At 58.8% G+C, this 21553-nt stretch carries 22 protein-coding genes; 17 read left to right on the top strand and 5 right to left on the bottom strand.

Annotation, left to right across the window (positions count from 1 at the left end; genetic code table 11):
• Window position 1 precedes the first annotated feature (1 nt).
• The 12 genes from AC1MEA_RS19695 (at window position 2) to AC1MEA_RS19640 (ending at window position 14091) form a co-directional block, all read left to right on the top strand.
• Window positions 2–547, top strand: a complete 546-nt coding sequence (locus AC1MEA_RS19695; RefSeq protein ID WP_219059843.1) for a dimethylamine monooxygenase subunit DmmA family protein — start codon at window positions 2–4, stop codon at window positions 545–547.
• Window positions 544–1485 carry a PDR/VanB family oxidoreductase gene (locus tag AC1MEA_RS19690; RefSeq protein WP_219059844.1) on the top strand — a complete coding sequence of 314 codons (942 nt, stop codon included), beginning with the start codon at window positions 544–546 and terminating at the stop codon, window positions 1483–1485. Before AC1MEA_RS19695 ends, AC1MEA_RS19690 begins: the two co-directional genes overlap by 4 nt.
• A 9-nt stretch (window positions 1486–1494) precedes the next feature.
• On the top strand, window positions 1495–2511 hold the full coding sequence (locus tag AC1MEA_RS19685) for a heme-dependent oxidative N-demethylase family protein (RefSeq protein WP_219059845.1): 1017 nt from the start codon (window positions 1495–1497) through the stop codon (window positions 2509–2511).
• A gap of 53 nt (window positions 2512–2564) precedes the next feature.
• Window positions 2565–3695 (top strand): aminomethyl transferase family protein, encoded by a 1131-nt coding sequence (locus tag AC1MEA_RS19680; protein ID WP_480417133.1) that lies wholly within the window; start codon window positions 2565–2567, stop codon window positions 3693–3695.
• Between the two features lie 39 nt (window positions 3696–3734).
• The gene (gene purU, locus AC1MEA_RS19675; RefSeq protein ID WP_219059847.1) at window positions 3735–4601 is read left to right on the top strand and encodes a formyltetrahydrofolate deformylase; all 867 of its coding nucleotides are present in this window, start codon (window positions 3735–3737) and stop codon (window positions 4599–4601) included.
• Window positions 4602–4663: 62 nt separating this feature from the next.
• Complete coding sequence (locus AC1MEA_RS19670; RefSeq protein WP_219059848.1) at window positions 4664–6031, top strand: NAD(P)-binding domain-containing protein; 1368 nt, start codon at window positions 4664–4666, stop codon at window positions 6029–6031.
• Between the two features lie 29 nt (window positions 6032–6060).
• Complete coding sequence (locus AC1MEA_RS19665; protein WP_219059849.1) at window positions 6061–8403, top strand: trimethylamine N-oxide demethylase; 2343 nt, start codon at window positions 6061–6063, stop codon at window positions 8401–8403.
• 217 nt (window positions 8404–8620) lie between these two features.
• Window positions 8621–10300 carry an APC family permease gene (locus AC1MEA_RS19660; RefSeq protein ID WP_480417132.1) on the top strand — a complete coding sequence of 560 codons (1680 nt, stop codon included), beginning with the start codon at window positions 8621–8623 and terminating at the stop codon, window positions 10298–10300.
• 181 nt (window positions 10301–10481) lie between these two features.
• The gene (locus AC1MEA_RS19655) at window positions 10482–11522 is read left to right on the top strand and encodes a GGDEF domain-containing protein (protein ID WP_219059851.1); all 1041 of its coding nucleotides are present in this window, start codon (window positions 10482–10484) and stop codon (window positions 11520–11522) included.
• Between the two features lie 28 nt (window positions 11523–11550).
• Entirely contained in the window at window positions 11551–11712 is a 162-nt protein-coding gene (locus AC1MEA_RS19650; protein ID WP_219059852.1) for a DUF2986 domain-containing protein, read from the top strand.
• Window positions 11713–12040: 328 nt separating this feature from the next.
• Entirely contained in the window at window positions 12041–12946 is a 906-nt protein-coding gene (locus AC1MEA_RS19645) for a LysR family transcriptional regulator (RefSeq protein WP_480417131.1), read from the top strand.
• On the top strand, window positions 12943–14091 hold the full coding sequence (locus AC1MEA_RS19640) for a YbfB/YjiJ family MFS transporter (protein ID WP_480417130.1): 1149 nt from the start codon (window positions 12943–12945) through the stop codon (window positions 14089–14091). Before AC1MEA_RS19645 ends, AC1MEA_RS19640 begins: the two co-directional genes overlap by 4 nt.
• Window positions 14092–14241: 150 nt before the next feature.
• Here the strand turns inward: AC1MEA_RS19640 and AC1MEA_RS19635 are convergent, their stop codons facing one another.
• Window positions 14242–14682, bottom strand: a complete 441-nt coding sequence (locus AC1MEA_RS19635) for a GNAT family N-acetyltransferase (protein WP_219059855.1) — start codon at window positions 14680–14682, stop codon at window positions 14242–14244.
• Window positions 14683–14945: 263 nt separating this feature from the next.
• Between AC1MEA_RS19635 and AC1MEA_RS19630 the strand changes: the two genes are divergently transcribed.
• Window positions 14946–15374: a GNAT family N-acetyltransferase gene (locus AC1MEA_RS19630; protein ID WP_480417129.1), complete on the top strand. Its 429-nt coding sequence runs from the start codon at window positions 14946–14948 to the stop codon at window positions 15372–15374.
• 101 nt (window positions 15375–15475) lie between these two features.
• Here AC1MEA_RS19630 and AC1MEA_RS19625 read toward each other — a convergent pair whose 3' ends face one another.
• Window positions 15476–15865, bottom strand: coding sequence for a Gfo/Idh/MocA family oxidoreductase (locus AC1MEA_RS19625; protein WP_219059857.1), 390 nt, complete (start codon window positions 15863–15865; stop codon window positions 15476–15478).
• 148 nt (window positions 15866–16013) lie between these two features.
• On the opposite strand from AC1MEA_RS19625, the gene AC1MEA_RS19620 reads away from it, so the two are divergent.
• Window positions 16014–16709 carry a pentapeptide repeat-containing protein gene (locus AC1MEA_RS19620; RefSeq protein WP_480417128.1) on the top strand — a complete coding sequence of 232 codons (696 nt, stop codon included), beginning with the start codon at window positions 16014–16016 and terminating at the stop codon, window positions 16707–16709.
• A gap of 79 nt (window positions 16710–16788) precedes the next feature.
• Entirely contained in the window at window positions 16789–17334 is a 546-nt protein-coding gene (gene thpR / locus AC1MEA_RS19615) for an RNA 2',3'-cyclic phosphodiesterase (protein ID WP_480417127.1), read from the top strand.
• 67 nt (window positions 17335–17401) lie between these two features.
• Here the strand turns inward: thpR and AC1MEA_RS19610 are convergent, their stop codons facing one another.
• Window positions 17402–17806: a VOC family protein gene (locus AC1MEA_RS19610; RefSeq protein WP_449635606.1), complete on the bottom strand. Its 405-nt coding sequence runs from the start codon at window positions 17804–17806 to the stop codon at window positions 17402–17404.
• A gap of 263 nt (window positions 17807–18069) precedes the next feature.
• Between AC1MEA_RS19610 and AC1MEA_RS19605 the strand changes: the two genes are divergently transcribed.
• A complete protein-coding gene (locus AC1MEA_RS19605) occupies window positions 18070–18840 on the top strand; it encodes a phytanoyl-CoA dioxygenase family protein (RefSeq protein ID WP_480417126.1) in 771 nt (256 codons plus the stop codon).
• 208 nt (window positions 18841–19048) lie between these two features.
• Here the strand turns inward: AC1MEA_RS19605 and AC1MEA_RS19600 are convergent, their stop codons facing one another.
• Window positions 19049–19669: a cell wall hydrolase gene (locus AC1MEA_RS19600; protein WP_480417125.1), complete on the bottom strand. Its 621-nt coding sequence runs from the start codon at window positions 19667–19669 to the stop codon at window positions 19049–19051.
• A gap of 216 nt (window positions 19670–19885) precedes the next feature.
• Here AC1MEA_RS19600 and AC1MEA_RS19595 point away from each other — a divergent pair, with 216 nt between their 5' ends.
• Complete coding sequence (locus tag AC1MEA_RS19595; RefSeq protein ID WP_480417124.1) at window positions 19886–20737, top strand: CAP domain-containing protein; 852 nt, start codon at window positions 19886–19888, stop codon at window positions 20735–20737.
• A 15-nt stretch (window positions 20738–20752) separates the two neighbouring features.
• Here AC1MEA_RS19595 and AC1MEA_RS19590 read toward each other — a convergent pair whose 3' ends face one another.
• Window positions 20753–21475 (bottom strand): GNAT family N-acetyltransferase, encoded by a 723-nt coding sequence (locus AC1MEA_RS19590; protein ID WP_480417123.1) that lies wholly within the window; start codon window positions 21473–21475, stop codon window positions 20753–20755.
• Window positions 21476–21553 lie beyond the last annotated feature (78 nt).

Genomic DNA, 21553 nt, shown 5'->3' with positions numbered 1-21553 from the left:
AATGACTGAGACACAAAGCGCTGCGCCGTACAGACCGCATAGTGTGCCGGTGTACCGCGAACCGACGTTGCGCCCCCATGCGCTGCATCACATTCTGGTGACGCAGTCCGCCACTTCAAAAGCGCTGGGGGACTTGATCCAGCACTTTGATCAAGCGGCGCTGCCCGCACCCCGAGTGCTCTGCGCCGGGGTAGACGGATTCGAGCAGCAACTCAAAGGTTTGCTCCATGCCGCAGCGGTTGGCACCCACCTTTATATCCTCGGCGACGAAGCGTTTCTGTGGCATGTCCACGGCATGGCCCACGCGGCGGGAATGCACAACGAAGAAATCGACCTGATCGAATCCGGACCCACAAAACGTCGTGTGTATTGCGTGCACTGCGCCAGGCTTCAGGACAGTGGTCCCGAAGGCCAAGTGGCCTGCATCCACTGCCATGTCGTGCTGGGTGTGCGCGAGCATTTTTCCCAGCGCCTGGGGGCTTATCTGGGCGTCTGCGACAACCCTGATCAGCCCTACTCCCAGGCCACGTCAGGAGCACGACCATGAGCACGGTTCTGGAGGTGCGGGTCACCGACGCAAAAATGCTGACCCCGGTGATTCGCGAGCTCACGTTCGCCAGTCCTTCCGGGCGCTTGCCGGGATTTTCCGCGGGCAGTCACGTGCAGGTCCATCTGCCGTTGGGCGAACGCAGTCTGCGCAATGCCTACTCGCTGACCAGCGACCCTGCCGACCTCTATCACTACCGCATCGCCGTGCGTTTGCAGGACGACTCCCGTGGCGGTTCTCGGTTTTTGCATCAACAGGTGCAGGTCGGCGACAGCCTGCGCATCTCGCCCCCGGCCAACCTGTTTGCCCTGCACTCAGCTGCACGCCAGCACATCCTGATTGCCGGCGGCATCGGCATCACGCCGTTCCTGGCGTACATCACTGCGCTGGAGCAACGTCACGCCGATTTCGAGCTGCATTACGCCTACCGCAAAGGCCTGACCGACGCCTACACCGACGAACTGCAACAACGCCTGGGTGCGCGTCTGCATGGCTATGACAGCAGCGCTGGCGAGACCCTCGATCTGGCGGCAGTTCTCAGCGAGCGGCCATTGGGCAGTCATGTCTATGTCTGCGGCCCGGAACGTTTGTTGATGGGCGTAAAGGAGCAGGCCAAGGCCCTTGGCTGGCCGGAGGGCCGAGTGCATTGGGAAGCCTTTAGCGGTGCGGAGCCGGGCCTGCCGTTCAGCCTGGAGCTGGCGCGCAGCGGACGACGGATTCAGGTCAGCGCCGAGCAAAGCCTGCTCGAGGCGCTGGAATCAGCCGGCCTGGAAATCCCCAACCTGTGCCGCGGCGGGGTCTGCGGGCAGTGCGCTACGCGTCATCTCAAGGGCGATATCGAACACCGCGACCATGTTCTCAGCGCTGCCGAGCAGGCTGAATTCCTTATGCCCTGCGTCTCTCGCGCCTGCGGTTCTTCCGTTTTGCTGGACCTTTAGGAGTCGACCATGACCGTTCAATTCAGCCCTCTGGAAAGCTACCGGGATACGTTCAGCTTTCGCAACAGTGCATTCGCCATCGAGCGCTTCCCCTTTCCGTTCATCGAAGACAGCTACATGTACTCGGTGAACATCGAACCGGCACGTGCCAAGGAATCGGGGTCGGTTTACCAGCACTGGTTCGACATCGACGAGCATTACCGTTCGGAAATGGCCGAGCGCGCCCTGGTTCTGGACAAAGACCCAAGCCGCTATCTGGTCATGCCGCATATGCAGGAAGCGGCCTGGGATGCCTTGCAGATGTTCATGGAGCACCTGTCAGCCGACTACCCGCAGTGGTTCGAACTGAGCTGCAACGGTGATCGTTGGCATTGGCGTAACAAGGCGCTGGACATAGATCAGGTGTTTAGCTTCGGCGATGCCTCGACCCTGCCCTGTGAGCCTCTGGAGTTCATCACCCGTCAGGTACAAGGCGACATCGCCTTGCTCGACCAGCGCGACGGCGATCTGTTCATGGACGCAGGAATGGTCACCAACCCGGCTGACTGGTCCCTGGCTTTCGACGCCGGAATGAGCTTCAAGCAATGGCACTCACCGGTTCCGATGGCCAACCAAATGGGCATTTTCGAGCGGGCGCTGAAGCACCTGCTCAACATTCAAGTGGATCAGCCCGTACGTCGGTTGAACTGGACGCTGACCATCAATCCGCGCCTGGACTCTTCGTCCGAGACCTTCCACGAATGGGGCGCCGAACGCGGCAGCGTCACTGCCGACAACGTCGGCCAACTCGTGCACCTGCGTGTGGAGCTGCAATTCATGGCGCGCTTGCCCCGCAGCAACGGCCTGATGTTCAGCATCCGCACTTACCTGATCAGCATGAACGAACTGGTCAGCCACCCCGGCTGGGGCTGCCGCCTGCACCGGGTGTTGCGTGATTTGCCCGACCCCATCGCCGACTACAAGGGCATGACCCGCTATCGGCAAACCCTGGTCGAGTGGTTAAGCCGCTTCGATACCCAATCCTGAAAAGTTGACCTGAACACTTTTCGTTGCCCTTTTTCCAGACAAGGAATCACCACATGGCCCATTCATGGCGCATCTCCGCATTGGCTGAACGTCACCGCGCGCTTGGCTCTCAGCTTGAAGACTGGAACGGCATGGGCACCGCCTGGACCTATGCCACAGACCTCGCCGACCACCATCAGGCGATCCGCACACGCGCTGGCCTGATGGATGTATCAGGACTGAAAAAGGTCCATTACGTCGGCCCTCACGCCGAAAGCCTGCTGCAATGGGCGACCACCCGTGACATCGCCAAACTCTACCCCGGCAAATCGGTGTACGCCTCGATGCTTGATGAGGATGGCAAGTTTGTCGACGACTGCATCGTTTACCGCACCGGCCCCAACGCGTTCATGGTGGTCCACGGCGCAGGCACTGGCTACGAGATGCTGGTGCGCGCAGCACAAGGCCGTCAGGTCGCGGTGTTGTTCGACGACGACCTGCATGACCTGTCGCTGCAAGGGCCGCTGGCAGTGGACTTCCTCGCCGAACACGTACCGGGCATCCGTCAGCTGCCGTACTTCCACCACCTGCAAACCAAGTTGTTCGGCCGTCCGGTGATGATTTCCCGCACAGGCTATACCGGTGAACGCGGCTACGAAATCTTCTGCAAGGCCGCTGATGCCCCGCTGTTGTGGGACGAGATCCTCGAACAGGGGGCGAGCATGGGCATCATTCCGTGCGCCTTCACCGCCCTCGACTGGTTGCGGGTGGAAAGCGCGCTGATGTTCTTCCCCTACGACAACTCGCAGATGTACCCCTTCGCCGATCAAAAAGCCGGCGACACGCTGTGGGAGTTGGGTCTGGATTTCACCGTATCCCCGGAGAAACAGGACTTCCGCGGCGCCCACGAACACTTCCGTCTGCGCGGCCAAGCGCGCTTCAAGATTGCCGGCGTACTGATAGAGGGCGCCCGCGCTGCTGACGCCGGCGACACCCTGTGGCACGACGGCAAACAGGTCGGCGTCATCACCTGTGGCATGTATTCGCGCCTGAGCAAACGCTCCATGGCCATCGCCCGCATTGCAGTTGACTGCGCGGCGCCAGGCGTTGCCCTGCAGGTGCGCGGCAGTTTGGAGGCGAGCGCCATGACCCATGCCCTGCCCTTCGATGACCCGGAAAAAACCAAACGCACTGCCAAAGGCTGATCGACCGCCTGCGCCACTTCAACTACGAGGGAGACCCCGATGGACACGTCACACGAGCATTACATCCTCAAGATCAGCTGCCCTGCCGCCTCCGGCATTGTTGCAGCGGTCACGTCCTGGCTGGCCGAACAGGCTTGCTATATCAGCGAACTGTCGCAGTTCGATGACGAATTCACCGGGCGATTTTTCATGCGCGCCGTGTTTCGGTTCAACAAGGACGTAGTCGGTGACACGGCTGCGTTACGCCAGGGCATGACCCAACTGGCTGGCGGTTTCGACATGCAATGGCAGCTGTTCAGTTCGGCCAAGCCGACCCGCGTGCTGCTGATGGTCAGCAAGTTCGACCACTGCCTGACCGACCTCCTGTATCGCCACCGTAAAGGCGAGATGGACATGCAAATCACCGCCATTGTCTCTAACCACCTGGACTTGAGGCCGATGGCCGAACGCGAGGGCATCCGCTTTATCTATCTGCCGGTGACCAAAGAAAGTAAATCCAGCCAGGAAGCCGAGCTGCTGCGAATCGTCGAAGAGACCGAGACCGACCTGGTAGTCCTCGCCCGCTATATGCAGATTCTGTCGGACAACCTGTGCAAGCAGTTGTCCGGCCGCGCGATCAACATTCACCATTCGTTCCTCCCCGGTTTCAAAGGCGCCAAGCCCTATCACCAGGCTTACGAGCGCGGCGTGAAGCTGATCGGCGCCACCGCCCACTACGTCACCTCCGACCTGGACGAAGGCCCGATCATCGAGCAGGAAATCCAGCGTGTGGACCACACCTACCTGCCCGATGCGCTGGTCGCCATTGGCCGCGACACCGAAACCGTCGCACTTTCCAAAGCCCTGAAATACCACCTGGAACACCGCGTGTTCATCAACCAGGACAAGACGGTAATTTTTCGTTGATGAGCCAAGGCTTCAGCAACTCATCACCCATTTCAGAAAGACCCAAGACACGAGGCACGAACATGACCCTACGCGTTGCAATCATCGGCGCTGGCCCTTGCGGCATGGCGCAACTCCGGGCTTTTCAATCGGCCAGGGACAAGGGAGCAGAAATCCCCGAACTGGTCTGCTACGAGAAACAGCAAGACTGGGGCGGCATGTGGAACTACACCTGGCGCACCGGCCTGGATGAAAACGGCGAGCCGGTCCACGGCAGTATGTACCGCTACCTGTGGTCCAACGGCCCAAAAGAGTGCCTGGAGTTCGCGGACTACACCTTTGAGGAGCATTTCGGCCGCCCTATCGCCTCGTATCCACCACGGGAAGTGCTGTGGGACTACATCAAGGGCCGCGTCGAAAAGGCCGGGGTTCGCGATTACATCCGCTTTAATAACGCGGTGCGCCACGTCAGCTACGACCCGCAAAGCAAGCGTTTTACAGTCGTCGCCCAAGACCACAACAGCAATACCCAGACGTCGGAAGCGTTCGATTACGTCATCAACGCCAGCGGCCATTTCTCGACGCCGAACATGCCGTATTTCCCCGGTTTCGAACATTTCGGCGGGCGCATCTTGCATGCGCACGATTTCCGCGATGCGCTGGAATTCAAGGGCAAGGATCTGTTGCTGATCGGCAGCAGCTACTCGGCCGAGGATATCGGCTCGCAATGCTACAAATACGGCGCCCGCAGCATTACCAGTTGCTACCGCACCGAGCCGATGGCCTATGACTGGCCTGCCAACTGGGAAGAAAAGCCGCTGCTGCAACGCCTGGAGAAAAATCGCGCGTACTTCATCGATGGCAGCCACAAGCACATCGATGCGGTGATCCTCTGCACGGGCTACAAACATAACTTCCCGTTCCTGCCGGACGAACTGTGCCTCAAGACCGACAACCGTCTGTGGCCGATGAACCTGTACAAGGGCATTTTCTGGGAATCCAACCCGCAGATGATGTACCTCGGCATGCAGGACCAGTGGTACTCGTTCAACATGTTCGACGCTCAGGCCTGGTATGCCCGCGACGTGATTCTGAAACGCATCGCCCTGCCCGATCAGGCCCACATGATCGCTGACAGCAAACAATGGCAGGAGCGTGAGCTGGCGCTGGAAACCACCTCGCAGATGTTCGAATTCCAGGGCTCATACATTCAACAACTGGTAGACGCCACTGACTACCCGAGCTTCGATATCCCCGCCGTCAACAACACCTTCCTGAACTGGAAGCACGACAAAGCCGAAAACATCATGGGGTATCGCGACAAGTCCTATCGCTCGCTGATGACTGGCACCCAATCACCGCCCCATCACACGCCCTGGCTTGAAGCACTGGATGACTCCATGGCCGCGTATCTGGGCGATGCGCCCACTGCCATCAAATCCGTCGGCTGAGCCTGTACGCCAGATAAAGGAGCATCCACATGAGTGCACCGCGTGTTTCGCACCCGTGGGAACCGGGGTTGTTTGCCCGGGCGCCTGCGATTGAACGCTATCGGGTAGCCGGTGGCGGTCTGACGCTGATCGCCCTGGAACCCGGCGACACCCTGCAAGTGATCGACATCGAAGGGTTGCAACCCTGCGAGCTGCTGGCGTTCGACAGACTGGGGCGCACAACCCTGGCCGCGTTGGGGCTGGTGGCAACATGGGGGTGCCGCTTTATCGCGACGCAGCTCGCTGAACCCAGCCTGCAAACCCGACGCATTGTGCAAGCGTTGGGCAAGCGCGGCGTAGACCCGCATCGCCTTCCCGAATCAGCTTCGCTGTGGGACGAAGACTCACCTGCCGGGTACAGCCGCAGCTTCGTGGCGGGCGAAGCATTGTTGATCATCGTCGCTGCGCCGAGTGAGCCCGGCGCCGTCGATCTGCAACAGACGGCCAGCGAGCTGCGACTGATCGTGCAGCGGGCCAACCCCTCGTCGATTCTGGTCCCGCCCCCGCCCGAGCCCTTAGGTGAGCCGCTGCAGGAGTTCACCGTTCGCGCTGGCACTGCGCACAGCTACACCGTGCGCCAGGGCCAGTACATCCAGGTGCTTGATGTTGCCGGACGGCAATGCTCGGATTTCGTCGCCCTCAATCACCGGGCACTGGATCGTCGGCAAGAGCTGGACCTCGATCAAACCGTCACGCGGACCCTCAACGGTAACGCCTACCCCGCTCCGGGCCTGTTCGCCAAGTTTTTTGACCGGCAGATGCAGCCCATGCTGGAAGTGGTGCGCGACACCGTGGGCCGCCATGACTCCTTTGCCCTGGCCTGCGCCGCTCGCTACTACGAAAGTCACGGCTATTTTGGGCACGACAACTGCAGTGACAACATCAGTCGTGCGCTGGAATCCTTCGGGGTACAAGCCCGCAGCGGTTGGCCGGCCATCAACTTTTTCTTCAACACCGGGATCGATGCGCACCAGCAAATGACCCTGGATGAACCCTGGTCCAGACCGGGAGATTACGTTTTGTTGCGGGCCATGACAGATCTGGTCTGCGCCAGCTCATCGTGCCCGGATGACATTGACCCGGCCAACGGCTGGAACCCGACCGACATCCAGATTCGTGTCTATTCCGACAAGGAGCGCTTTTCTATCGCCATGGCCACTCGAAAAACTGCTGATGCCGACCCGACGCTGACCCGTGAGTCTGGCTTTCACTCTCGCACCAGCGCCCTCACCGGCAGCTTCACCGATTACCGCAACTGGTGGTTGCCGCTGCGCTATGACGGGTTCGGCGCCATCGATGAATATTACGGCTGCCGCGAACGGGTGGCGGTGATGGACCTGACTGCCCTGCGCAAATTCGAAATCATCGGCCCGGACGCTGAAGCCTTGCTCCAGTACTGCCTGACCCGCGACGTTCGGCGCCTGGCCATCGGCCAAGTGGTGTATTCGGCGATGTGCCACGAACACGGCGGCATGCTCGACGACGGCACCCTCTTGCGTCTGGGGCAGGACAACTTCCGCTGGATCTGTGGCGAGGATTACGCCGGGGTCTGGTTGCGTGAGCAAGCGCAGAAGCTCGGGATGAAAGTCTGGGTGAAGTCTGCCAGCGAGCAGATTCACAACCTCTCGGTGCAAGGGCCATTGAGCCGTGAATTGCTCAAACAAATGGTCTGGACTCCGGCCACTCAGCCGACCGTGGAAGCACTGGGCTGGTTCCGTTTCCTGGTTGGTCGGCTGGACGACTACGACGGTTGCCCGTTGATGATTTCCCGCACCGGCTACACCGGCGAGCTGGGCTATGAAGTCTGGTGTCAGCCACAGGACGCCGAGCGGGTCTGGGATCGCATCTGGCAACTGGGCGAACCGCTGGGCATCGTCCCGCTGGGCCTTGAAGCACTGGACATGCTGCGCATCGAAGCCGGGCTGATCTTTGCCGGGTACGAATTCAGCGACCAGACCGATCCTTTTGAAGCCGGGATCGGCTTCAGCGTGCCACTCAAGAGCAAAACCGACGACTTCATCGGCCGCGATGCCCTGCTGCGACGCAGTGCCAATCCGATGCACAAGCTGGTAGGCCTGCAATTGAGTGGCAACGAAGGCGCGCATCACGGCGATGGCGTGTACAGCGGCCGCGCTCAGGTCGGCGTGGTCACCAGTGCCTGCCGCTCACCGTTGCTGGCCAGCAATATCGCGTTGTGCCGGGTGGATGTCGCCTGTGCCGACGTGGGCACAACGTTGCAAGTGGGCAAGGTCGATGGTTTGCAGAAGCGCATCGACGCTCAGGTCATGGCACCGATTTTCTACGACCCGGACAAAAGCCGGGTGCGCAGTTAAACGATAGAACACGTCACTGCAGCACCGAACACTGTTAATCGAACACTGTTACTGCGTTGCCAACCAGCGAGACCAAGAGTCTTTAAACAAGACCGCAAGCACTCGCTGACCGACACCCCTTACGTCCGCCGAAGCCGCTGTTCCGGCTCGACGAAGGGGGTGCTGGCTCAACTTCCGACTGCCCCCGACAACTTTACTTACACATGGGATAACAGAGATGGAAGCGACTACGTTCGAGACCGTACCGCAGGAAGGCCAGACGGCCGGTAGCCTGCATCGCAAAATTGACTGGAGAGGTGCATTCTGGGTCGCCAGCGGCGTGCCGGCACTGGTCTTGTTCTCCATTGGTGCGATTGCCGCAACGGTGGGTAAACCGGCATGGATCGTCTGGATCGTTTCGATCCTGTTCGGCTTTATCCAGGCCTTCACCTACGCCGAAATCGCCGGATTATTTCCGCATAAATCCGGCGGTGCATCGGTCTACGGTGCCGTGGCCTGGGTGCGTTACAGCAAGCTGATCGCCCCAGTCTCGGTGTGGTGCAACTGGCTGGCATGGTCGCCGGTGCTGTCCATCGGCTCCGGGCTGGCGGCCGGCTATATCCTCACTGCGTTGTTTGCACCCGATGCACTGATCAATACCTGGCAGTTGACGCTGCTGGACCTGGGCTGGATCAAAAGCGGGCTGTCCCTGCGCCTGAACGCGACCTTCGTCGTGGGCGTGGTGATCCTGCTCGGGGTGTTCGCGGTGCAACACGGCGGCATTCTGCGCTCGGCGCGCCTGACCTTGATCCTCGGCGTCACCTCACTGATCCCGCTGCTGTTGGTCGGCGTGGTGCCGTTGCTGACCGGCGATGCCACCCACGCTAACTTCCTGCCGCTGTATCCCTTGGCTCACGATGCTGGCGGGCTGGTCATCGATGGCGCCTGGGACATTTCCGGTTGGTCGCTGATGGCCGGTGGCTTGTTCATGGCCGCGTGGTCGACCTACGGTTTCGAGACCGCCGTGTGCTACACCCGCGAGTTCAAAGACCCCAAGCGTGACACCTTCAAGGCGATTTTCTATGCCGGTCTGCTGTGCATTCTGGTGTTCACCCTGGTACCCATGGCATTTCAAGGCAGCCTTGGTCTCGGTCAACTGGTCAGCGCGGCGGTGGTGGATGCCAACGGCGTAATCACCACCCCGGCGGTCTACAGCGGCCTGCTGTCCCCGGCGATCTACAGTGGCATGGGCGTGGGTCAGGCCATGGCCGACAGCATCGGTGGCGGCAAGCTTGTTGCCAATATCGTTCTGATCATGCTGATCCTCGCCACTTTGCTGGCGATCATGACCTCGATGTCTGGCTCGTCGCGCACCTTGTACCAAGCCTCCGTGGATGGCTGGCTGCCGAAATACCTGGGGCGCACCAATGAACACGGTGCCCCCACCGCAGCCATGTGGACCGACCTGTCGTTCAACCTGCTGTTGCTGCTGATGTCCGACTACGTGTTCGTCCTCGCGGCGTCCAACGTCAGCTACATCATCTTCAACTTCCTCAACCTCAACGCCGGCTGGATCCACCGCATGGACCGCCCGAACTGGGTGCGCCCCTACAAAGCGCCAACCGTGTTGCTGGTCCTGGGTGGCGTACTGAGCTTCGTCAACCTCGCGTGCATGGGCCTTGGCGCCGACATATGGGGCGCAGGCACCTTGTTCACCGGCGTGCTGCTGGCGCTGCTGATCATCCCGGTGTTCTTCTATCGGCACTACGTACAAGACAAGGGCCGCTTCCCCGCCGCCATGATGACCGACCTGTACATTCAGGCAGATGACGGCGCCAAACGCGCAGGCATATTGCCGTACGTGACGTTGGCTGCGGGTGTACTGGTGGTGTACTTCTGCCATCGGTTGGTGGCGTGAAGGACTGAGCAGTTGAACCTTGTGTGACGGGCGAAGAGACAGGCCTGGAAGTGCAATCTACGTACCGTAGATCAGCCTTCCGGGCCTGTTTTTTTATGCAAGACCCTGCTTGTTTTGTGAGTCGTCGCGGACAGCGGAACCTTGCTGTATATTCGCCAAAATAAACAACAACAGTGATGTTATGAGCCAATCAAAGAAGCGAGCGACTGCCCTGGCACTCTATCCAGAGGATACCCGCGAGGCGGCGGCCCTGCTGAAGCAAGCTGTACCTTTGATGGTGCGTCATAACATTGCGCCCAACCCCGTGCACTACGCCCTCTGGTACACCTACAGCAAGGGCCAGGAACCAGAACTCAATCGCCACCTGGATCGGGTTGTCCGAGACTTCGACTATTTCCCTCCGGAATCCGCGGCCAAGCTTTTTCGCGACTACATCATCCGCGACGAGCTGGAGGATGCCCGCATCGGGCAGCAACAAGCGATCAGTCTGGTAGACGGCATGGAGCGAGACGTTTCGCATCACGTGAAGGGCAATCTTAACTTTCAGGCCAGCCTCGGGCATTGCCTCGACATGCTTGATGAGCCGATCGATGAGCGATTGCCCGGCATACTCAGCGAGCTGCAACAGAGCACCCAGCTCATGCAGGATCAGCAAGCGCTTTTCCTGTCTCAACTGCATGCGGCTCAAAGTGAGATCAAAAACCTGCGAGACAAGCTTGAACGTGCCCAACTGGCCGCGACGCTGGACGGTCTGACCCAGGTGTTCAACCGAGACACCTTCACCCGGCTGCTGGAACAAGCGCTAAGCAACGCGCCCCAGACGGTGGCCTTGGTGATGCTGGATATCGATCACTTCAAACAATTCAATGACCAGTACGGTCACCCTCTAGGTGACCGCGTACTCCAACACGTCGGCCAGGTGCTACGGGACTCGCTTCCACCTCACGCCACGGCGGCACGCTATGGCGGTGAAGAATTCTGCGTCATCCTGAAGCAGTGCACCGATCTCGCCAGCGCCCATGCCTTCGCCGAGCAACTGCGCCTGAAGATCCAGTCATTACGGATCAAGGCCCGTAAAGCGGACAAAGTGCTCGACACTATAACGGCCTCCTTTGGTGTCGCCCTCTTCGAAGCGGGTGACACCCTGGAAAGCCTCGTCACGCGTGCCGATGACGCGCTTTACCAAGCCAAACGCAATGGGCGTAACCGAGTACACCGGTAATCAACCGTCGACGGACGAGTAGGAAAACATGAATCGTCGTAAGAAAATAAAGCAGTTATTAAATGCTCATGCCAAAAAGGCCAGTGCCAAATTGGCACCGCCAAGCAAGTCTAAATACATTAGTAAAGCTGACCGATTGAAACTAGCTGCTGAATCCAGTCATGACTCAATCATCTCCTCTGAGAGCTGATCTATGTCACTTAAGCACCACCGGAATTTATAAATCCGGTTGGTCTAGGCATTCCGAGGGCGCGGCCTAACAGTTCATTCAAGCTGAAGCCGCTTCTTAGCGATCCAACCATCCTGTCGTAGCCTAACCTACCCAAGTGGTGCTCCCGTTTCTGAACCTTGGCTTTGGGTAGATTTCAGCCGGTCGCAGCACGCAGAAATCGGCCAGAAGACTTGGCCGCGTGTGGGTGTTTACGGACGGTGGATTCCTGAGGGTTAGAGAATTTCCTTTCGATAATCTCATTTCGAGAATAATATTTAAAAGTTATTCTCTTTACGAGATCTTTAAAATGGATCATCAGTCCCTGGAAATCTACTGCTCGGTAGCTACTGAGCTGAGCATTACACGCGCTGCAAAGCAGTTAGGGCGTGTGCAATCGAACGTCAGCACCCGTATCCAGCAACTTGAGGAAGAACTGGGGGTAGCGCTTTTCCTGCGTGAAGGAAAACGCTTGAGTCTTACCGCTGAGGGCGAGCGCTTTCTCGGCTATGCCAACCGATTGCTGATACTCGCTGAAGAGGCTAGGCAGATGCTTAGTCCTCAGGCACCGCAGGGGATTCTGCGCCTTGGCAGCATGGAAAGCACCGCCGCCAGCCGCCTACCGACGCCATTGGCTGACTACCACAGCAAGTGGCCAAAGGTTCAGCTGCGAATCTCTACCGGCCCGTCACGGCCATTGCTGGACGCGGTTTGCAACGGGTTATTGGACTGTGCGTTGGTGGCATTACCAGGCGTGGGTGATGCCCTTTCCCCTCAAGACCTAGAAGCCATGAGCCTGATGGGCAAGACCGTGTTCCGTGAGGAGCTGTTGCTGCTACTGCCTGCCTCCCATCCGCCGGTCACTCGTCCCGACGATGTGGTTGTACGTTCGCTCGCGGCATTTGGCCAAGGCTGTAGCTATCGTGCGATTGCAGAAGACTGGCTCGCCGATACCACCGAACCGCAAAAAACCTCCATCGATATCCAAGAAATGGGTTCTTACCACGGCATGCTTGCCTGTGTAGTGGCTGGCAGCTGCGTCAGCCTGGTTCCCCGTAGCGTGTTGGAGTTATTGCGCGATCCGCCCGATGTTCAGACTCACCCAGTGATGAACGTGGATACCTGGCTAATATGGCGCCGCAATTTCAACACTCCCGCCTTCGCTGCGTTGCGCGACGTACTCACCTCCACGCAAGAGGAGTTCCGGGCGCCATGACAGCAGATCGATTTTTGGGTAACCAGCCCATGTTCGCTGCATTGGCGGCCGCCTTGGTGATGGCGGTTGGAATGGGTTTCGGGCGTTTTGCGTTCACCGGCATCTATCCAACTATGGTCGACGATGGCCTTCTCAACGTTCACGCGGGCAGCATCGCGGCCTCGGTTAACTATGGTGGCTACCTTCTCGGCGCACTGCTGGCTGTGGGTATAAACAACAAACACGCCTACCGACTGTGCATCTGGATGCTGGCGGCCACGGTACTGTCGCTGGCCGCATTGTCGGTCGCCGATGGGATTTGGCTGATTATTTTTATTCGAGGGCTGGCGGGGATATTCAGCGCTTTGGCGATGGTCGGGGCATCGGTGTGGCTGCTGCAAAACAAAGGCTACAGTCAGGGCGCGCCATTGCTGTATGCCGGGGTGGGTATGGGGGTATTGCTCTCCGCGGAAATATTGGCGACTGGGCAGTTTTTTGGCTTGCACAGCCATGACTTATGGCTACTTCTGGCGGTGAGCGCTACCGCTTTGGCGGCCTTGGCGGTTGCCGGCCTGAGAGATCGTACTGCGACCAGAACCTCGATGCGCGTGCAGCCTTTGCCAGGCGGCATGATGTCACTGGGCATCGGCAAACTGATCGTCATTTATGGCTTGGCGGGGTTTGGCTATATCATTACCGCCACCTTTCTGCCCTTGTTGGTCAGCAATGCAGTGGACACGCTCGCGCCTATTCATGTGTGGGCCGTATTTGGCTTGGGGGCCGTGCCTTCCTGCTTTTTATGGCAGAGCGTAGTGGCCCGATGGGGAACGCGCACTGCCCTCTTCACCAACTTGGCCGTACAGGCAGTAGGTGTCGTGCTGCCCGTAATAAGCGCCTTGCCGGCAGCCTACCTGGCCAGTGCTTTGATCGTCGGTGGCACATTTATGGGAACAGTGACAATTGCTATGCCCGCTGCAAGTCGTATCGCTCGCACAGTGCAGTTCAACGTTCTGGCCGCCATGACCGCCGCGTATGGTGTCGGACAAATCGCCGGCCCCGTGGTGGCCAACTATCTGTTCGACTGGAGCCACTCATTTTCTGCGCCACTAACCGTCGCGGGGATAGTGCTTTGGGTTGCGGCAATGTTGTGCATCAGGGTTCTCTAGCGGAATAAGGACGTGGTGTGGGTTGATGCACACCAACCGCTGATCACCAAGCTGGCGGGTTTCACGCAGGAACGCAGACCTAAAATTCGTGAATACGTTTACACACAGCCCGGGCTGATTCAGTCAGAAGGCTAGAAAACACAGGCAGTCTCAGGCCAGCCGTTTCAAAAAGTGATGGCAGGAAATCTGATAGTGGCGCTGCATGTAGAGTCGATGAGCTGCACTCCTGTCCGTGCCGACCCCGGAGTCAAGATGCACGGCCGAGCAACCCAGGCGCACGGCTTCAGCCTCAGCCCAATCAAGTAATTTTGAGGCATGGCCTTTTCCGCGCCACTGAGGCAGTGTCGCAATGTCCACGATGTAGAAAGACTTTCCTAACCAGAGAGAAAACTGAATCCTATAGCTCAGTACGCTTACCGCTGAGGTTGAACCTTCTTCCCAAAGCCCGACAAGGTTGTAGCCATTGGGGCGAAGTAACTCGTCGATTGTCGAAATAATCTCAGCCGGTGAGTATCGCGGCCACAATTCACATAAGGCCGCCGCTGCCTGGTTTGTGTCAGCGGCACTTATTGGATTAATGGTGAACGACATAAAACTCTCCTTGGGTAATTCACGCCGGGCGACTCAGTTGTCGTCAACCCTAATGGCTATTGATGCATGAGCGCAACCTGCTGGAAAGTTGCAGGGCGAATATCAGTTGCGCGGGGGATTAGTCGTGCCGGCCGATCAATCCATTGAAGATTGTGTGATGTAACAGTTAGTCGCCGTAGTCGTCGCGCAAGCAGCATCGCCAGCCAACGATTACAATCATGCAGCGTATTAATTTCAGCTGACAACACCGCACAGGAAAGCTTATGACCGATACCCCTTACTGTTTCAGCTTAGGCGCTGATGCCGAGGCCATGGCTGTGGTGCGCCAAGGTCTGGAACGCTTCAATGTCGAGCAGATCGGGCCCTATGCCTACGAGGATTTTCAACTCTATGCCCGCGATAGCGGCGGCCAGGTAATAGGAGGCATGTTCGGCCATTTCGGGATGGGCTGGCTCTACATTGACTATCTTTGGTTGAACGATACCCTGCGCAGCCATGGCCTAGGCGGCAAGTTGTTGAAGAGAGCAGAGGATGAAGCGCAACGTCGGGGTTGTAAGGGATTGTTTCTCTACACCTACAGCTTCCAGGCGCCCGACTTCTATCAGAAGCAGGGCTTCCAGATAATGGGCGTGCTGGAAGACTGCCCGCCCGGACATCAGCGTTACTATCTGAAAAAAATACTCAAGGAGTAAGGCTATTAGTCCGGTTTATCGATCCAGGGAAAACGGGGTAGATTTATTTTCCATAGCCTGAGCATCAGCGTTGGATGGATATCTACCCGTAACGCGCGCCCTCAGCCAATCCCGTGGTCGTCAGGATGTCGCGACGGCACCAGGGTCGGGCTACGATCGCAGAGGCTGATCACCAGCCGCGCCACCAGGTCATGCAAGATGATGGTGTGGCGGTTGCCCGCAGTTTCGTAGTGCTGCTTGATCTTGGCCTTTAGCTCCCGATCACCGCTGACCTCAACCAGGATATCCACCTCGCCAACGGCCTCGACCATCGCTATCGGGTCCGAGAAGCAGGGGATCTGGTGCTCGCGGGCCAGGGTCATCCCGATGGAGTTGGGATCAAGGTCCGCGACACCGAGAACCTGAATGTAGTCATACTGCAGCAGTTCACGCAGCAACGGTGAACCGGTACGGCCTGCGCCGATCACGGCGATGCTGATGTTTTGCGACATGGGGGCAAACTCCTTTTCCGAATGACACGCCATGATGGCTTGAAGCCAGCATGCTAACAGCTTTGCCCTGAATACAGACATGCAGCACAGCGTCGCAGGCGTACGGCCCTCCCCGCTGAACTGAACTCAGACCTCACAGGATTTGGAAATGACTGAGCAACACGTACTGCCCCGTATCGAGCAGGACAGAATGAACCGCAGCGAGGTTGCGGCGGTGATTCACCGCTACGGCTTGCCGGTATGCTTCGCCGGTGTGGACTTTTCCAATCAGGACATGACCCGCCTTGACCTGTCTGGCTGTCACTTCGAGCGTTCCTTGGTGCAGGAAGCCGAGTTTACCGGCTCCACACTTGAATGCTGTGTGTTCCGTAGCTGCCGAGGGGGCATGGCGAATTTTCGGTCAACCAAACTGGCCGAGGCTCAGTTCATCAATTCGGACTTCAACAACAGTCAGTGGCAGCACGCCAAGCTGAATCAGGCGAGCTTCACCGGCTGTAAGCTGACCGGAGCCAACTTCACCCAGGTGTCGGCGCTTGGCATGACGTTCAGCGATACGCTTCTTATTGGCGCGTACCTGCCGGGGTTCTCATTCTACAAGACGGAAATCGACAACCTTGATCTGTCCGATGCTGATCTGACTGATGCCGACTTTCGCCATGCGGTGTTCGTCGGTGGCAGCCTGGCCAATGCCCGAGTGAACGGCGCGCGGTTCGACAATGCGGATCTGCGCGATACCAGTCTTCAAGGGCTGAAGCTGACTGATGCCAAGCTGTTCAAGGGATCGATCATCTCGAGGTCACAAGCCGGGATGTTGCTGGCCGGCCTCGGCCTGACGGTAGCCTGAGCCTGACCACAGGCTTTTGGTTGATGCGTTGCGCTATCGTGAATGATCAAAGCCAAACTGCGACCTGGAGGGGCAAGGCATGGGTCATGAAGCTCGTGAGCAAGGCGAACCGCTCAAGCGTCTTTTTTTCGCCCTGCCCTGCGCAGATGCACAACGTAGGGCCATCGCCCAGTGGCGTAGCGCTCTTGAACTAAGCAGCGGACGCCCAGTACCAGCGGAAAATTTTCATTTGACGCTGATGTTTCTGGGCTCTGTAGCCGTGAGCCAAATCCCGGACATCTGCGCCGCTGCCGCACGGGCTCGAACGCCAGGCCAGCCTTGGACTGTACCTCTCGACCGCCTGGATGTATGGCACCAATCCAACGTTTTATTACTCGCTCCAGCACAGTCGCCACTGGCTTTGCGCCAGTTGGTCTATGCCCTGCAACAGGCGCTGCTACCGCTTGGGTTTGTGGAAGCCACCCGGGAGTTTCGCCCTCACCTGACCTTGATGCGGGACTACCGAGCGCCGGTCCCTGAGTCCAATACACCACCAGACTTTCACCTAAGTGCCAGACACCTCACCCTGTTCGAATCGCACAAAGGCCGCTATCGACCGCTGGCCGAGTGGCCTCTGGTTTCGTAGTCCACTGAATAAGCGACAGCAGACACGCCCACAATTGAATAGGACCAAGTCCCGTCGCGGCCCAAGGCTAAGACTGCGGGTGCTGCCAACTCTTGAACACGACCTCAATGCTGTAGCCGTCGGGGTCGAAGATATTGGCGGCGTAGTAGCGCGGGTCGTAATAAAGGCGAGCACCCGGTTTGCCGTTATCGGTAGCACCTGCCCCGATGGCAGCTTCATAGAATGCGTTAACCTCGGTTTCGCTGTTGGCGACAAAGCCAACATGAACGGCCCGGCTGTCCGCCCTACCCAGTCTTAGCCAGAAGAAAACTCGACCGTCTCGGCCAAATCCCTTTAAATCCGGATGCCCCTCCGGGCCCATCGCACCGTCATAGTCGACGACATGCTTGATCCCGAGGCTCGCAAGGGACTTTTCGTAGAAATCGATGGACCTGTCGAGGTCGCTTACTGAAATAAAAACGTGGTCTAGCATGGGGATTACCCTCGGTTGCTGTATCTCGTCGCAATCGCCGTATCGCTGACAATGCTCGGCACTCAGGCTGCCGGCTTCAACATAACGATACCGCCGCGTAACCCGCAGTATTATCGGAAAAACCTCCTGGCTGTTTCTGCCACCTTTTCAAGTGAGCGACCCATTATCGTGAAAAAGTAATAGTCGGAGGACGCGAGCCTGGCGAAGTCCCCCCCTCAGTGCCAGTATGAGTGGGCGTTATCTGCGTTTGTCGGGGGCGCAACATGACCACCACAGCGATCTTGTCATCACTGACCGCGAGCCGTCTTGGGGCGCTGCACCGAGAGGGTTTCGTACTGCTGCCCGGAGTGCTGGATGGTTCGCAAATAACCACGCTGCGCAATGCTATCGACTGCCTTGACCCGCAGCATTGGGACTACAGCGGCCTGCTCGACCATTACAAGTGCGTGTTCAACCGCGACCCGTTGTGGCTGCCGTTTCTCGACCTGAGCGGGATCATCGAACTGGCCGAGGCTGCTCTCGGAACCGATTGCCACATCATCGGCCAGACCGCCTGGCGCTGCCATCCCGGCTTCATCGGCACCAAACTGCATCTGGACTACCTGGTGATGGAGCTGCCGCAAAACCTGCTGGCCGACCCCACCTTCGAGTTGCCGATGCAGATTTGCACCGCGCACCTCTACCTCGACGATATTGATGCAGACCTCTGCCCCACTCGGGTGATCCCTGGCAGCCACCGGGCCGGGCGTCCGCCGGCTGACGGCGAAAACCACTGGCAGGGCTGTACTGCGCAGCCGGTGCTGTGCCGGGCCGGGGACGTACTGATGTTTCGCAGCGAACTGTGGCACGCAGGGAGTAACAACCAAACCCTCGACCGCACGCGCTACCTGTTGCAGGTGCACTACGGCCGGCGCATGGTGGCGCAGAAATTCGCGCCCTACCTGCACTGGCGCTTCAACCCCATAGTGTTGGCGGCGGCCTCGCCACGTCAGCGGCGGCTGTTGGGAGAGCATCAGGAAGCGGAATACGATTGACCCGTTGGGGCTCTCGCAAGCCAGTGTTATTCGCTCGGTGAATCAATAAAGTTTGACTGCCTGGATACAGGTCCCGCCGAGATTTGGTACCACGCCTATGGGCTGGAGATCAGCGATACTACGCGCAGCGTTTTGCTCGCGCTTTACACTGATAGTGGCCGATGCGCCCCTTTAGCTACCACGGATAAATGCACGCCAGATTGAAGGCCTATCGCGCTGTACCGTCGTGGGGCTTATAGAAGAGAAACTTCCCGGTCTCGGCTGTCTTGATGTATTCCTTGGCCCAGTCGGGCGACACGTTCTTGCCGTGGAAATACATAGCGCCGTGGGTTCGGTCCGTCAGTTGCTGGTTGAGCGCTTTTCGCGCTATTTCCTTGGCAATCGCGTACGGGGCGTCCTCTTCTGCCTGATCCGAACGCCCATCACACCACCACGAAAACTGACAGGCATGCTTTTCAGAGCCTTGCTTGACCACCGCGCACACCGTATCTGGAAAACCCTCATGGCCAAGTCGGTTCATGACAACGCTGGCGACGGCTTCCATGTCGGCAGAGGCCCCACCTTTGGCTTCCCAGTAAATGGAGCGTGCAAGACACGTAATTGCATCGTCCAAAGGTGCTTTTCCTACCGGATCGACCGCCTGCGCTTCAGGTTGGGTGATGGCCTCGGCCTTGGGCGCAGGTGTCGCGCTCCCCTTCTCTGCAGCTTTCTGCTCCAGGGCCTGCGCTTTGTCCACAGCCACTTCCTTATTTTGCGCCTGGTCAGCCGCGATCGCCGGACCTATGAGAAGGGCTATTGCGAGGCAGGCTGCTATCCCTTTGAGGCGCATGGTCGAACCTTCTGACGGAACCACTCTGTAGTGCATCGATGGGTGCGCACTGTTGGCGACTTCGCTTTATTGTAGTCGTCAAATCATTCCAGCAGCGTGTGTCAACACACTAAGCGTCATGCGTACCAAACGATTTTCGGTCCGGCGTAAAAAGGCATTGCGCTGGGTAGGGCGAAATCGCGCATCATGGGCGCAGTCAGCTCAAGAGAGACTTCCATGCGCTTCCTATCATCCGCTATTCGTCTTGCCGCATTTTCGCTGGGGCTGGTGTTCGCCGCCACTGCCGTGGCGACCGAGGACACCCAACTGGTCGAGTCGATCAACGCTTACCGCAGCCAGGTGCAACGCTGCGCGGGCCAGGCGTCCCAGGAGTTACCGCCGCTAGCGTCCGATCCGCGTCTGGTCCTGCCTGCCAACAGCGTTGGGGACTTGCAGCAGGCGCTGGCGCGGGCGACTTATCCGATGGTCAACGTGCAGGCGATCAGCCTGTCAGGGCCGCGTGATGCGCAATCGGCCATGACGGCGGTGCGGGAGAGCTTTTGCCAGGTTGTGCTGGACCCGCAATTCGTCGATATCGGCGTGAGCCGAGAGGGACGTGAGTGGCGCATCGTTCTGGCGCGTCCGCTGTTGGCTGGGCGCTTGGGCGACTGGCAGGCGGAAGGACAGAAGCTCCTCGAAATGATCAACACCGCACGCACGCAGCCGCGCCAGTGTGGCACCCAATCCTTTGCCGCCACGACGCCACTGACCTGGAACGCGATGCTCGCGACGGCGGCCGAGAACCATGCCCGGGCCATGGCCAACAACAACTTCTTTGATCATAAAGGCCGCGATGGCCACACACCGGGCGACCGGGCTGAACTGGCAGGCTACGTCGGCCAGCAGATCGGCGAGAACATCGCCGCCGGGCAGGACATCGCGCGCAAGGTGGTCGATGGCTGGCTGGCCAGTTCCGGTCACTGCGCCAACCTGATGAACCCACAGTTCCGCGAGCTGGGCGCAGCCTATGCGGTTGATCCGAAGAGTGATGCGGGGATTTACTGGACGGCTATGTTCGGCACGCAGTGAGTGCCTGAACGCATCCTAGAGCACGCGTGGGCCGCGCCCGTTATTGTGCACTGAGGCATCTCCAAGACGCTCCAGCACAAAGGCCTTCGCGTGACGTGTCATCTGGTCGAGATGCCGGTCGCGCTGCTTCTCGGCATCCATCATCGCCTTTTTTCCATGTTGCTGAAGCAGATAAGTATGTATCTGCCGCACCTCCACAGATTTATAAATAGGCGCTACGTCCAGCACCGCCAACAGGCCGTCCGTACCGTGGTCACGGGTGTTCATGAGCACCTGGGGACCGCGCACGCCCACAACCTGAAACCCCATCGACTCGAAATACGGAACTTTGGCAACGAAGCAGGCCAGCTCGGCATGAGGGTACCGACCGACCATTTCCTGCAGCATCGCGCGCGCAACACCTCCACGTCGGTGGCTTGCCTGCACAGCCATATAGGCCACTGCGCAGGCTTCGGGATCGTCCTTCACGGGCAGATACAGCAAGAAGCCGACGACTGCGGAAGGGTCCTGAGCATCCGACGCTACGATCAACTCGACCGGAATACCTTTGGAGCCGTCCATAGCGTCCAGGTAGAGATGAACCTCGTATCCGATACCGTATTGATACAGGTTGTAGAGAGGATTGCTCGGTGCGATCGCCACCATGCTGATGTCGGTTACGTAATCGACGACCATCTGCAAAATCTGGCTTTTGATGGGCTCGGGCGGCGGGGTTTCAAAGAGGGTGATGGTGGACATTACGTATCTGACTCCGGGACTAAGGCGTGCCCGTGACTTGAAAGATCAGCGCCGGGCGGGCTCATCATAACGTGTCTT

Source organism: Pseudomonas sp. ASL8, assembly GCF_056680355.1.
Note: the sequence above shows the minus strand (reverse complement) of the source record. Positions and strands in the feature narration are given on the sequence as shown.